Source organism: Shimazuella soli (assembly GCF_022511585.1).
GTDB classification, from domain to species: domain Bacteria; phylum Bacillota; class Bacilli; order Thermoactinomycetales; family Thermoactinomycetaceae; genus Shimazuella; species Shimazuella soli.
Genome location: NZ_JAKWBN010000010.1, coordinates 21,909 through 35,573, shown reverse-complemented (window position 1 = coordinate 35,573; position 13,665 = coordinate 21,909). Strand labels below are relative to the sequence as shown.

14 protein-coding genes are annotated in these 13,665 nt (G+C 38.8%); 13 read left to right on the top strand and 1 reads right to left on the bottom strand.

The features are described 5' to 3' along the window. Positions 1-340 precede the first annotated feature (340 nt). The 9 genes from MK805_RS16020 to MK805_RS15980 all read left to right on the top strand — a co-directional run bounded on the left by MK805_RS16020 (position 341) and on the right by MK805_RS15980 (position 8,799). Positions 341-589, top strand: coding sequence for a hypothetical protein (locus tag MK805_RS16020; protein WP_420833102.1), 249 nt, complete (start codon positions 341-343; stop codon positions 587-589). Beyond that, entirely contained in the window at positions 576-1,250 is a 675-nt protein-coding gene (locus tag MK805_RS16015) for an OLD family protein (protein ID WP_240876925.1), read from the top strand. Before MK805_RS16020 ends, MK805_RS16015 begins: the two co-directional genes overlap by 14 nt. A gap of 430 nt (positions 1,251-1,680) precedes the next feature. After that, positions 1,681-3,174: a ribonuclease Y gene (gene rny / locus MK805_RS16010; RefSeq protein WP_240876973.1), complete on the top strand. Its 1,494-nt coding sequence runs from the start codon at positions 1,681-1,683 to the stop codon at positions 3,172-3,174. Between the two features lie 81 nt (positions 3,175-3,255). After that, entirely contained in the window at positions 3,256-4,053 is a 798-nt protein-coding gene (locus tag MK805_RS16005; RefSeq protein WP_240876924.1) for a TIGR00282 family metallophosphoesterase, read from the top strand. A gap of 113 nt (positions 4,054-4,166) precedes the next feature. After that, complete coding sequence (locus tag MK805_RS16000; RefSeq protein WP_022737614.1) at positions 4,167-4,427, top strand: stage V sporulation protein S; 261 nt, start codon at positions 4,167-4,169, stop codon at positions 4,425-4,427. Between the two features lie 59 nt (positions 4,428-4,486). Beyond that, positions 4,487-5,452 carry a dipeptidase gene (locus MK805_RS15995; protein WP_240876923.1) on the top strand — a complete coding sequence of 322 codons (966 nt, stop codon included), beginning with the start codon at positions 4,487-4,489 and terminating at the stop codon, positions 5,450-5,452. Positions 5,453-5,615: 163 nt separating this feature from the next. Beyond that, positions 5,616-7,376 (top strand): 2-oxoacid:acceptor oxidoreductase subunit alpha, encoded by a 1,761-nt coding sequence (locus tag MK805_RS15990; protein WP_240876922.1) that lies wholly within the window; start codon positions 5,616-5,618, stop codon positions 7,374-7,376. Next, a complete protein-coding gene (locus tag MK805_RS15985) occupies positions 7,363-8,229 on the top strand; it encodes a 2-oxoacid:ferredoxin oxidoreductase subunit beta (RefSeq protein WP_240876921.1) in 867 nt (288 codons plus the stop codon). The genes MK805_RS15990 and MK805_RS15985 overlap by 14 nt, the downstream gene beginning before the upstream one ends. A 195-nt stretch (positions 8,230-8,424) precedes the next feature. Then, positions 8,425-8,799 carry a DUF192 domain-containing protein gene (locus MK805_RS15980; RefSeq protein ID WP_240876920.1) on the top strand — a complete coding sequence of 125 codons (375 nt, stop codon included), beginning with the start codon at positions 8,425-8,427 and terminating at the stop codon, positions 8,797-8,799. 421 nt (positions 8,800-9,220) lie between these two features. Here the strand turns inward: MK805_RS15980 and MK805_RS15975 are convergent, their stop codons facing one another. After that, positions 9,221-10,105 carry a DMT family transporter gene (locus MK805_RS15975; protein ID WP_240876919.1) on the bottom strand — a complete coding sequence of 295 codons (885 nt, stop codon included), beginning with the start codon at positions 10,103-10,105 and terminating at the stop codon, positions 9,221-9,223. A gap of 243 nt (positions 10,106-10,348) precedes the next feature. On the opposite strand from MK805_RS15975, the gene MK805_RS15970 reads away from it, so the two are divergent. The 4 genes from MK805_RS15970 to MK805_RS15955 all read left to right on the top strand — a co-directional run bounded on the left by MK805_RS15970 (position 10,349) and on the right by MK805_RS15955 (position 13,553). Next, entirely contained in the window at positions 10,349-11,044 is a 696-nt protein-coding gene (locus MK805_RS15970; RefSeq protein WP_240876918.1) for an SDR family oxidoreductase, read from the top strand. Positions 11,045-11,082: 38 nt separating this feature from the next. Beyond that, the gene (locus MK805_RS15965; RefSeq protein WP_240876917.1) at positions 11,083-11,550 is read left to right on the top strand and encodes a nuclear transport factor 2 family protein; all 468 of its coding nucleotides are present in this window, start codon (positions 11,083-11,085) and stop codon (positions 11,548-11,550) included. A 27-nt stretch (positions 11,551-11,577) separates the two neighbouring features. Beyond that, complete coding sequence (locus tag MK805_RS15960) at positions 11,578-12,426, top strand: alpha/beta hydrolase (protein ID WP_240876916.1); 849 nt, start codon at positions 11,578-11,580, stop codon at positions 12,424-12,426. A 224-nt stretch (positions 12,427-12,650) separates the two neighbouring features. Then, on the top strand, positions 12,651-13,553 hold the full coding sequence (locus tag MK805_RS15955; protein WP_240876915.1) for an AraC family transcriptional regulator: 903 nt from the start codon (positions 12,651-12,653) through the stop codon (positions 13,551-13,553). Positions 13,554-13,665: the final 112 nt, after the last annotated feature.

The following is a 13,665-nucleotide window of genomic DNA, read 5'->3' as shown; positions in this document are numbered from 1 at the left end:
GAAAATACATGTGAAAGGAAACAAAAAGTAGAACAGTATTTAAAAATCAACGAAGGTTTTCTAGCAAATTTGCAACTTCATCTACCAGAAGTAGAAACAAAACTATCTCTTTTAGCAAAACTACAAACTTATTTGGTAGATTTAACAGATAAACGAAAAAGAATAGCAATAGGATATCAGTGCATAGCTGAGGTAAACAACACTTTACAAGGCTTGTTAAAAGAATATGGAGCTTTACTTACGGAACATGGAGAATGTCCTATTTGTGGGTCAGAAATCAATGATCACTTGATTCAACACTTATTACAAGAACTTGAAGGAGGAAGTAATTATGCAGCAGCTGGAAGAGAAGATCAGGCAAATAAAAACAAAAATTGAGGAAGCAAAAGATTTACGTCGTAGAGCGGAATTAAAACTAGAAAATCTGGAAAAACAGGAAAGAGATATATTAATGGAGTTGGAGCAACTAGGAGTAAAACCAGAGCAACTGACAGAAGAAATAAGTCGTTTGGAGCAAGAAGTTCAAGATGGATTAGAAGAAGTAGAACAATTACTTCCTAAGGAGCTACTTGCTGATGGAAACCATTGAGCAATTTGAGAGGATGGATCTTACATTAAAAGAAGCTAGAGAAGAATGGATTCGTCGAAAAACAAAAAAAGATATGCTTGTGAAGGAGCAGCAGGAGTTACTTGACCAAGAAGAGAAACTACGCCAAGAACAAGAGTTATTGGACAAAGTTCGTCTTTTGTTTCAACGATCTGGTGAATATGCACGTAAACAAGCAAAAACTCAATTGGAAACATTAGTTACGAATGCACTTCAATACGTATTTGGTTCTTCTTTTCGTTTTGAGATAGATCTATCACCCGCAGAAAAAAATCCTACAGCTGAGTTCTATGTTGTTACAAAATGGAATGAAGAAACGATCCGAACTAAACCTCAAGAAGCTAGAGGTGGTGGAGTAGTGGATATTATCTCCCTTGCCCTTCGAATTGCTTTCTTGGAGACAGTAAGGCCTCGATTAAATGGTCCGATTCTATTAGATGAACCAGGTAAACATGTAAGTGAAGATTATATTTTACCTATGACACAATTTTTACAGTCTGTACATGAGACTTTCGATCGTCAGATTTTATTTGTGACACATAATATTCATTTAACAGAATCAGCTGACCAATCTTTTTTTGTTCGTCTAAAGGATGGAAAATCAGAGGTGCATGTTAGTCGCCTTGACAATGGGATTTCATAACGAATACAATTGAGCTGTATCTTTTTATTTTTATCATCTTAAGATACACCTGACCGGTTGCATGTGTGCAAAATGAACAACAAGGTAAAACGGTAGACCGAGTAATTCGGTCTTGTTTTTAAAACCACCCATGTATTGAAGTAGTCTTGTGAGAATACTGCAAGATTGGTAATTTATCTTCAAAGATAGGAAAAACATAACTAAGTTTGGCTTATGCAGGAAATAGTAGATTGATCTCTACTATTGGACGGTAAAATTACGTGCCTCTTACTTAAAGAAATAGAGTATTTCTGGATTTTTTGGGAATAGCTCACTTCTGATAGTAAGAAAACCTCATCATAGTGGTGGGGGTTGAAATAAAAGAATAAGGGAGGTGAACACTACAGTGCTAGACACAGGACATATCCTGCTGCTGTTCGCCTCGCTAATCATGGGATTTGCTGGATATTGGCTACGGAAAAGTATTGCTGAATCTCGTATCGGTAGTGCTGAGAAACAAGCAGAACTGATTTTAGAGAAAGCTAGACATGATTCAGAGGCTATGAAAAAGGAAAAAATCCTTGAGTCACGAGATGAAGTATACCGATTGCGAAGCGAAGCAGAACAGGAAATACGTGAACAGCGAAACGAACTCTCTCGGATGGAACGAAGAATCGTTCAAAAAGAAGAAACATTCGATGTGAGACAACAAAATCTAGAAAAACGTGAAAGTGAACTAAATGATCGTGAGAATACGATAAACACACATTTAAAAGAAATAGAGGATTTAAAAGAAGCTGGGGTCAAAGAAATGGAACGTATTTCTGGCTTAGCAACTGAAGAAGCCCGTCAAATCATTATGAAACGTGTAGAAGATGAAATGCGCCATGAGACTGCCCAACTCATTAAAGAAATGGAGCAACAAGCGATTGAAGAAGGAGATAAGAAAGCTAGAAATATTCTATCTCTCGCTATTCAACGCTGTGCAGCTGATCATGTAGCAGAAACAACTGTGTCTGTAGTTACTTTGCCAAACGATGAGATGAAAGGACGGATCATAGGTCGTGAAGGGCGAAATATACGCACATTAGAAACACTAACTGGAATTGATTTGATTATCGATGATACTCCAGAAGCTGTAATTTTGTCCGGTTTTGACCCGATTCGTCGAGAAGTTGCGCGTGTTGCGTTGGAAAAATTAGTCGCTGATGGTCGAATTCACCCAGCCAGAATTGAAGAAATGGTTGAAAAGGCTCGTCGTGATGTGGATGAGAGAATTCGTGAATATGGTGAACAAGCTACATTTGAAACAGGGGTACACGGTTTGCATCCAGACCTTATAAAAATCGTTGGACGTCTTAAATTTCGAACGAGTTATGGTCAAAATGTATTGAAACATTCCATGGAAGTGGCTTATCTCAGTGGGCTTTTAGCTGCTGAGTTAGGAGAAGATATTCATCTAGCAAAGCGTGCGGGATTGCTTCATGATGTTGGAAAGGCAATTGACCATGAAATCGAAGGTTCTCATGTGGAAATTGGAGTAGAGTTAGCCAAAAAGTTTCATGAACATCCAGTCGTTATCAACAGTATTGCTTCCCATCACGGTGATGTTGAAGCAGAAAGCGTTATTGCAGTTCTTGTAAGAGCTGCTGATGCTCTGTCAGCTGCCAGACCAGGGGCTAGAAGGGAAACATTAGAGGCCTATATCCGTCGTCTGGAGAAATTAGAAGCGATCTGTGAGTCTTTTGATGGTGTAGAAAAATCATATGCTATCCAAGCCGGTCGAGAATGTAGAATTATTGTACGACCTGAAGAAGTAGATGATGCTGAGGCAACTCGATTAGCCAGAGAAATAACCAAACAAATTGAAAATCAACTAGATTATCCAGGACATATCAAAGTAACTGTAATTCGGGAGACTCGATCAGTTGAGTATGCAAAATAAAGTGGCCTCTGCGCCGCTTTATTTTTTTCATAAAATAAACGAATAAAAAGTTTTAGTGGATAGAAAGAGGATATCAAACACATGAGATTATTAATGATTGGAGATATCGTCGGTAAAGTGGGTCAAGATACACTTCGAACATACCTCCCCGAATTAAGACAAACCTATCAACCTGATGTTGTTGTGGTCAATGGAGAGAATGCTGCTATAAATGGTAGAGGAATCACTAGAGATATTTATCGAGGATTTCTTTCCTTAGGGATTGATTGCGTGACAATGGGCAATCACACATGGGGGCAATCTGAAATCTTTGATTTTATTGAGGATGAGGAGAGAATTATTCGGCCGGCTAATTACCCGGAGGGAACACCAGGAAGAGGGTATACAATCATTTCCACAACAAAAGGGAAAGTTGTAATTATCAACCTTATGGGCAGAACATATGCTGCTAGCTCATTGGATTGTCCATTTCGAACAGCAGATAATATTTTAAATCGTATATCAGGAAATCCTTATATCTTAGTGGATATGCATGCAGAGACTACATCTGAGAAACAAGCACTTACATGGTATTTAGATGGGAGGGTATCAGCTGTGGTTGGAACGCATACACATGTACAGACAGCAGATGAAAGAATCTTACCAAAAGGTACCGGTTATTTAACGGATATTGGAATGACAGGTCCTTATAATGGAGTAATCGGAATGGAGGTTGATGCTGTTGTAAGAAGATTTGTAACGCAACTTCCGGTTCGATTTGAGGTATCAAAAGAAGGATTTATGTTGCAAGGAGTTTTAATTGATTTCGATACTTCAAATAAACGAACAAAAAAAATGAAGAGAATTCGTATTGATAATGACAGACCTTGGTTAAATTAAAATAATTTTATTTGGATTATTTCAGTTCTGTCTACTTTTTTAAGAAGGAATTTTTACACTTTAGTCGAATATGATAGGAGTGGACTTACTCCAACCATCGAGGAGGTACATTCATGGAAGTATTAAAAGTTTCAGCAAAATCGAATCCCAATTCCGTCGCAGGTGCACTTGCTGGTGTTTTGCGTGAGAGAGGTCAAGCCGAAATGCAAGCTATCGGCGCAGGTGCACTAAACCAAGCTGTTAAAGCGGTTGCAATCGCACGAGGATTTGTTGCTCCAAGTGGAATTGATCTCATCTGCATCCCTGCCTTTACCGACATTGTCATCGATGGTGAAGAACGCACGGCGATAAAATTAATTGTGGAACCTCGATAAACGTTTAAACCTGTTATGTCATGTAGCAGGTTTTTTCTTTATATATGGGGGGTGAGGGTTTGTATTGGATAGATAATCACTGTGATGTACTCTATCAGCTTTGGAAACGGGTAAAGGAGGATTGTTCTTTTTTTTCTAATAAACAACCACAAGAAAATTTATTTCTTTCGGATGATTCTCCTTTAGATGTTTCTTATAACTCTTTAAAATATAGCAATGTATTTCTTCAAAATTTTGCTATTTTTGTCCCAGATCATATCCCCCAAACTGGTAAATTAGGAGTTGCTCTTAAACAAATTGATTTGTTTTACCAAAACGTTGAACCTTTTGTTCCTCTTTTATCATGCAGAAATGGAAACAAAATAGAAGAAAAGACTCGCTCTGTACTTTCTCTCGAAGGTGGAGAAGCGGTGGGCAAAGATCTTTCTATCTTGCGTTTATTTTATCGATTGGGAGTAAGACAAATAGGTTTAACTTGGAATTGTGCGAATGCCCTTGCAGATGGTTGTAAGGAGACCCGCAATGGTGGTCTTACTAATTTTGGTAAGGAATTTGTGAAGGAAATGGTAAGACTCGGGATGATTGTAGATGTTTCTCATTTATCCGAGCAAGGATTTTGGGATGTTGTATCTATTCCAGACGTGAAAGTTATGGCATCCCATTCCAATTGCCGGAAAATTTGTGATCATCCTAGGAATTTGACAGATGATCAGATTAAAACAATCATCGAGTTGAATGGTTTAATTGGAATTACATATGTCCCTCAATTTGTGTTTCATCCTTATCAAGAGGCAACAATGGAACATTTGTTGTTTCATCTTGAACATATCCAATATTTGGGAGGAGAGGATCATCTTTCTTTTGGTTCTGACTTCGATGGGATGGAGAATAAACTATATGGATTGAGTAATGCTTTTGACTTACCATCTTTTTACCGTGTCTTGAGTCGATATTTTCCAAAGTCATTAGTAGATAAATGGACTTACCGTAACGCACTCTATTTTTATAAAAATTCACTAAGATAAGATTGCTTATTGCAATTTCTATTACACAGGAATAGAATTAGAAAAGGCAATAGTTAGTGTTTGTTAATTTACCATAATAAACGAATGAATAAGCATTATTGATGCACATCTGGGAATTTCTCCAGATGATTGTTTGGCGTGAAGTATTAAAGGAGATGAGTTCATGATTAACCAGCTTTCCTGGAAAGTAGGCGGACAGCAGGGAGAGGGGATTGATAGTGCTGGGGAAACTTTAGCTACAGTACTCAATCGCCAAGGCTACTTTCTATTTGGGTATCGTCATTTTTCTTCCCGTATTAAAGGTGGCCACTCCAATACGAAAATTCGTATTAGCACAGAACCTACCAGCTCTATTTCAGATGATCTAGACATTTTAGTTGCATTTGACCAAGAAACGATTGATTTAAATTCTTATGAACTAATAGACGGTGGTGTAATTTTAGCTGACGCAAAATTTAATCCTACTGTTCCAGAAGGCATCAAGGCACATTTAATTGCAGTGCCATTTACAAAGATTGCTGAAGAAGTTGGTATGGCTCAAATGAAAAACATGGTAGCTGTTGGTGCATCTGTAGCGCTACTAGGTATTTCTGTTGAATCATTCCGTGAAGTTTTAACAGATAGATTTGCGAAAAAAGGACAACAAGTGATTGATAAAAACATGGATGCAATCACAAGAGGAATTGAGTATGTCAAAAACGAAGCTACCAATCTTTCTATCAAAGACTTCAGCTTAGCACCATCTGATGGAAAGAAACGTTTATATATGATTGGTAATGATGCTATCGCTTTTGGTGCGGTTGCTGGTGGAGCAAGACTTATGGCGGCTTACCCGATTACTCCATCTTCTGAAATCATGGAATACTTAATCCGTCGTTTGCCTGAATTTGGTGGAACTGTAGTACAAACAGAAGATGAAATTGCTGCAATCACAATGGCAATTGGTGCAAACTATGGCGGTGTGCGTGCATTGACAGCTTCCGCTGGACCTGGGCTATCTTTAATGACAGAAGCTATAGGTCTTGCAGGCATGACCGAAACACCTGTTGTAATTATAGATACACAACGTGGTGGTCCAAGTACAGGACTTCCAACTAAACAGGAACAAAGTGATATTCTTGCTATGCTTTATAGCACACATGGTGAAATACCTAAAATCGTTATTGCACCAAGTTCAGTGGAAGAATGTTTCTATGATACGATTGAAGCATTTAACCTCGCTGAAGAGTATCAATGTCCTGTAATCATTGTTACAGATTTGGCATTGTCTCTCGGCAAACAAACCGTAGAACCACTAGATTATAGTAAAATTGAGATTCGTCGTGGAAAATTGGTTACGGATGAAGAGGAATTACCGGAACTTGAAAATTCAGAGTTATTCCCGCGCTATGGATTCAGTGAAGATGGCGTGTCTCGTCGTGTTCTTCCTGGGAAAAAACATGGCCTCCATCATGTGACTGGTGTGGAGCACAATGAATCAGGGCGTCCATTTGAAGGTGCTGTCAACCGTAAAAAAATGATGGACAAACGATTGTCCAAATTGACTAACTTATCTTTCCCAAATCCAATTCATGCAGATACACGTCATGAAGATGCAGATATCTTGATTGTTGGAATTAACTCTACTTATGGAACCATCCAAGAGGCAATGGGTCGTTTAGAAGCAGATGGATTAAAAGTAAATCATGCTCATATCCGTCAATTGATGCCTTTCCCAACCGAACAATTAAAAGAGCAAATGGAAAAAGCGAAAAAAGTAATTGTCGTAGAAAACAATGCTACTGGACAACTGACCTCACTCATTAAAATGAATGTAGGTATGGCTGAAAAATTGGTTCACGTTGGCAAATACGACGGAAACCCATTCTTGCCTATGGAAATTTATAAAGAGTGTAAGGAGCTGTTGGTTCATGGCAACGTTTAAAGAATTCCGCAACAAAGTGAAACCTAACTGGTGTCCTGGTTGTGGTGACTTTACGGTTTTGGCCTCTATGCAACGCGCGTTTGCAAACTTAGGTAAGGAACCTGAAGAAGTTGCTATCGTTTCCGGTATCGGTTGTTCTGGTCGGATTGCAGGTTATGTGAATTCCTATGGATTCCATGGTGTTCATGGTCGCTCTCTACCAATCGCTCAAGGTTTGAAACTCGCCAATCGAGATCTAACTGTAGTTGCTTCTGGTGGAGATGGTGATGGCTTTGCGATCGGTATGGGACATACGGTTCATGCCATTCGCCGTAATGTGGATATCACCTATATTGTAATGGACAATCAAATCTATGGTCTTACCAAAGGTCAAACTTCTCCACGTTCGGAGATGGGATTTAAAACGAAAAGTACACCAAATGGTTCCATTGAAGCTGCGATTTCTCCAATGGAAATGGCACTAACAGTAGGAGCTGGTTTCGTAGCACAAACGGTATCCAGTGATTTAAAAGGAATGACTGCTGTAATCGAAGCAGGTATTAAACATAAAGGTTTCTCGTTGATCAATGTTTACAGCCCATGTGTGACTTACAACAAAATCAACACGTACGATTGGTTTAAACAAAATCTTACTAGTCTAGATGATATTGAAGGATATGATCCATCAAACCGTGGAAAAGCAATGCAAACCTTGATGGAACACAATGGTCTTGTTACTGGAATTATCTATCAAAATTCTGAAAGACCTTCCTATGAAGAATTAATAAAAGGTTATAAAGAAGAAGCCCTTGTTAAACAAGATCTAAATTTAACAGAGGACCAATTTGATCGTTTGATAAGTGAATTTGCATAAAATTATGGAGAGCAGGGTTTATCCCGCTCTCTTTTTATTTGCAGTTCATTTGCGAAGTGGTTAAACGATATACTCCAATGCACAAGAAATAAATGGATTAGAAAATATAATGTAAACAAAGATTGACACATGAGGATAGCTGGCGACTAGATCATAATTTTTTACTATTCAAAATTTCTAGTTGGAGGAAAAGAGTTGAAAAAATGGATAGATGTTTATCGATCACATATCTTTTTTCGAAGAGCAGAATTAGCCCTAACGGAAAAAGAACTGTCGAAAGGGCTCCTTGGACGAAATTCAGCTGGTAGTGGATTGTTTCTCATGGGGGGAAGAATGGTTCATACGTTTCAAATGAAATTCCCGATTGATATCGTCTATTTAAATCAGAATGGAGTTATTATTGCATTAGAAAGGAACGTAACACCAAACCAGTATGGAGGTTACTATGAAGAGGCAGCACATATAGTGGAGTTTGATGCGGGGACTATTCAAGTTTGTCAGATAAATATTGGAGAAAAATGGGGTTGGGGAAGACCGATTGTAGGTGAAAGTCAAGCAATAAGTAAGTAATAGGTAGAATTTGGTATTAAATGTAGTTCGTAAGAATTTATAGTCGATGAAATTAGTCATACAGCTTTTAACTTCATCCATGCAATAATTATACAGTGATAGAAACAAGTATCAACAATAAAGTATGTATTAAACCTCAAAAGTTGGGCCAATAAATCCAACTTTTGAGATTCATATCAGTAGTAGATATTTGTTTTTCGGCGTATTGTTAGATCAAATCTTACATAGTTACGTAGATACTTTATATGATTTTGATATATTTATCCACGAAGTGGTTGGGAAAAGGCTTTACAAGTTCAAATTCCAATTGGAACCAAACCCAGACTCATTGTTCTGTGGGAGTTTAGGCCGCCGATTAGTCGGCCATTTTGCCCGAAGGGTTGATGCCCCTCTGGTGCTTGGCTCCCAACTTCATCTGTCACTAGGCCATGGAGGATCGATTCATCGATGAAATAAATACACCAATAATCACCAGTCCCGTTCCTATCACTTGCGTAATTCCAATGTGTTGTCCCATTGCTACAGAAGCGAGCAAAGTGACGACAGGTACAAGATTAAAAAAGACGGAAGTTTTACTTGCCCCAATGGTAGCAACCCCTTGATTCCACCATAAAAAGGTCAACACAGCACCGCAGGTTCCCATGAAAGCAATAGCTCCCCAACCGATCCAGAGCGTTTGACTCGATACAGCTGCATGCTGCAGGGAAACAAAGGGTAACAGACAGAGAGTTGCGACTGCCATGGTGTAAGTCGTCGTAGCTAAGGAAGAACTATCTTTTAAAAATTTTCTCCCTAAAACAGCATACAAAGCCCATGTGATATTGGCTCCCATTGCCAAGAGATCACCGAGGTTTACGCTTTGAAAAGTCGATAGGAACGAACCGTTGGTGATAACATAAACCACTCCAACGATAGATAAAACCATTCCCAATAGCTGTGCGAGGCGTAACCGTTCCTGCAATAGAAAGAATGCAAAAATCGCTGTAACCATTGGATTAGTTGCCATGATCAGTGATGGATGCAACGGTGATGTAAATTTGAGTGCGTAAAATTGGAAAGAATTGGTGACGAATACTCCCACAACTCCTAACATCACATACATTTTCCAATTCATTTTGAGTAACTTCTTGGTTGGTGGTTCTTTGATCCATAGAAGAGAGACCATTATGATTGTGGCAATAATAAAGCGCCAAGCCGTCACCGTAAGCGGAGACATGATCTCCACAGCCAATTGTCCTGCATTAAAACTTAATCCCCAAAAAATAGCAACAAATGTTAATCGTAAATATATCATTCCTGTTTTCATATTATTATGCCCCTTCGTTCTATTGAAAGATGAGTGTTTTGATAATCTGAGTATAAGATAGGAAGAAGAGGCTATCTTGTACAATTCTCTGTTTTTCATTGTACAATTTCGCTTTCCAGCTATCGAAAATGCTTATAAAAATGAATTGTACAAAAAAAAGAGTAGTTTTGTACAATATTCGACCTAGCAGTTTTTTTAAGATAGAAACTGTAAAACAAAACGTGATGGAGGTGATTTAACGGTATGGAAAAGAAGGTAGCTTTGGTGACTGGAGGGAATCGAGGAATCGGTTTCGAAGTTTGTCGTCAATTGGCTCAAAAAGGATATCAAGTCATCCTTTCTTCGCGAGATATGCACAAAGGACAACAGGCTGTAGAGAAGCTTAGAGCTATTGGATTAGAAGTAGAATACAGCCCGTTGGATGTTACGAATTCAGTACAGATTCAACAACTTGCCACAACCCTATCATCTAGAAAGTTGGAAGTACTTGTAAATAACGCAGGTATTTATCTAGATGAAGGTATGTCGCTGTTAACCACAGAGGCAGATGTTGTACGGAAAACGATGGAAACTAATTTTATGGGGCCTTTGCAACTGATCCAGACTCTAGTTCCTATCATGAAAAAACAACCTAGTGGACGGATTGTCAATGTAAGTTCTGGTTATGGAGCTATGAGTAGCATGAGAGGGAGAACAGGGGTGTATCGTATTTCGAAAACTGCACTCAACGCTGTAACCAAAATTATAGCAGACGAACTCAGAGGAACTTCGATCAAAGTGAACGCTGTCTGCCCTGGATGGGTGAGCACGGATATGGGAGGACCGAATGCTCCTGTCAGTATAGAAGATGGAGCAGATACCATTGTTTGGCTTGCAACACTCGATCAAAATGGGCCAACAGGCGGATTTTTTCGCAATCGTCAACCGATTGCCTGGTGAAAGATAAGAAGTCAAAATATAGTAGAGGAGCTATCAACATGTCAAATGAACATACAAAAACGCTAGATAAGATAGAGATCAAGGAGACTATTGCAAAGTTTGCCTATTATGCGGATCATCGCGAATGGGATGCACTAACCAATTTATTTACGGAAGAAGTAAGAGTCGATTATACCTCATTGGCTGGTGGAGAACCAGGTACCGTGCCGGCATCCGCATTGGTAGCTAATTGGAACCAATCACTGACTCCATTGAAGATTACTCAACACTACATTTCCAATCATATCGTTGAGTTTACTAACGAACAGAAAGCCATTTGCCGCGCCTATTTCCATGCGATGCATGAATACCCCAATTCATTTGGTGAAGACCAATGGGTATTAGGTGGAACCTATACATTTACTCTCATAAAGCAAAATCAAGCTTGGAACATTTCTGAAATCACGATGACTGCACGTTGGGCTTCTGGGAACCAAAACATTCTCAACCTAGCCAATCCTTCATAGATCTATCAAACAAAGGAATGAAACAACATGAATATAGAAAAAGTCTCTTTTATTTCTGATGGACTCAGGATTGCGGGTCAAATCTTTTATCCCGAACATTACTCCGCTAATAAAAAATACCCTGCCTTGCTCTTTGAAGGACCCATGACAGGATTGAAAGATCAAGTAGTAGAGATATATGCTAAAAAGCTCGCTAATTTGGGCTATTTGACACTTACTTTTGATCATCGTTACTACGGTGAAAGTGAAGGTGAGCCAAGACAACTCGAAGCTCCTGCAAAAAAAGTAGAGGATTTACAAAATGCTGTGAGCTATTTGTTAACACGAGAAGATGTTGATGCTGATCGGTTAGGGGCAGTTGGAATTTGCGCTGGCGGCGGTTTTATGTCGAAAACGGCAGCATTGGATCAGCGAATCAAAAGTTTAGTGACAGTGGCTGGTTTTTATCATGACCCAAAGGTGGTTCGTGCATGGTTAGGTGAAGAAGGTTATCAACACAAGATCGAACTTTCCAAACAAGCTCAAGAAAAGTATGAACAGACTGGTGAAGTGGTATACATCCCGTCCGTTTCAAGCGATTCCAATGAGACAGAAGTGGCAATGCCAGGCGATGAACCTTATGCCTATTATGGAACAGATCGAGGAGTTTCTCCTCATTATATCAATCGTTTTGCTGTCATGAGTTTTGAAGAGTTTCTTCATCTTAACTCTCTAGATTTTGCAGGGCAGATTCACTGGTTGTTCATGGTACACAAGATTTGTATTGCACCCCTGAAGGTGCTCAACAATTTTTCGATCATCTATCCACCACCAAAGCCATCCAGTGGATTGAAACCACGAACCATATCGATTTATATGATCAAGATCTCTATGTAGATCAGGCTATTGACTATATCCATGAGTGGTTCCAACGCCACCTCCACAACAGATAAAATGGAACCAAATGACCTATTCTTTTGAATGGGTCATTTTTTTGTGCTCATAATAGAAAATATATTATATACAGAATTAAAAACATTTTTGATACAATTGATGCGGTCAGGCATATCTCTTTGCTAAAGTCTCAACCTTCGATCTAGATATAGAGGAGCGAGTAGATTATGAACGACCACTCATTACAGAATTCATCTCAGAGAAAGCCAACTGAGATACAAATGATAGGGAAACCCGTTTTACACTGTGAAGAATTAGGTTGGAAAAATATTGAATTTTCGCAGTGGATACAGGTTAAACCTCAAGAAGCCTATGCACCTCCGATGGACAAACATTTAATTGTTGTTCATATGACTCCACAACCAGTGAAAATGAGAGAATCTGCAGACCGCTATCAATACGAAGGATATGTACATGCAGGTGAAATAAACGTTTTATCATCAGGTGAAGAAAGTTTTTGTGCTTGGGATCGGGACCTTACTTTTTTGCGATTGGAAATTCACTCATCATTTTTACATCAAATTGCAGATCAAACCAATTTTTCTTACCATCAGCAAATTGAACTCGAACATTCTTTCCACCAACCCGATTCTAAAATCTTTCAAATTAGTCAATGGCTTCTTGATGAATTTAGAAAAGGAGCTCCTAATGGAACGCTTTATTTTGACTCTTTAGCTAACCTTTTGGGGATTCATTTGCTACAAAATTACACAGCTAAAAAGATAGATACCTCCCAACCCGATGTGATCTCCAAACAACAAATCAACCGAATTCTCGAATTCTTACATGCCTATTACCAGAAGAATTTTACACTAGAAGAGCTATCCACAGCCGTTCACATCAGTTCTTCGCACTTGGTTCGACTCTTTAAAGAAGCAACCCATCTCACTCCTCATCAGTATCTGATTAAAATCCGTATCGATCACGCCAAACAACTTCTCGAACAGCCGGAGTTAAGCATAGGAGAAATTGCCCATGAGGTTGGCTTTTTTGATCAAAGTCATTTTTATCGTTATTTCAAACGAATCGTTGGCATAACTCCCCGTGCCTATAGGAACCAACAGCGTTGATACGCTCCTTCTATTCTAAATAATCTATCATTGATCAGAATGTCATTTTGCTCATTCGTTTAAAGTCTCATTTTAGGGCCGATAGGAAATTAAAATTAGATTCTGTGCCTTC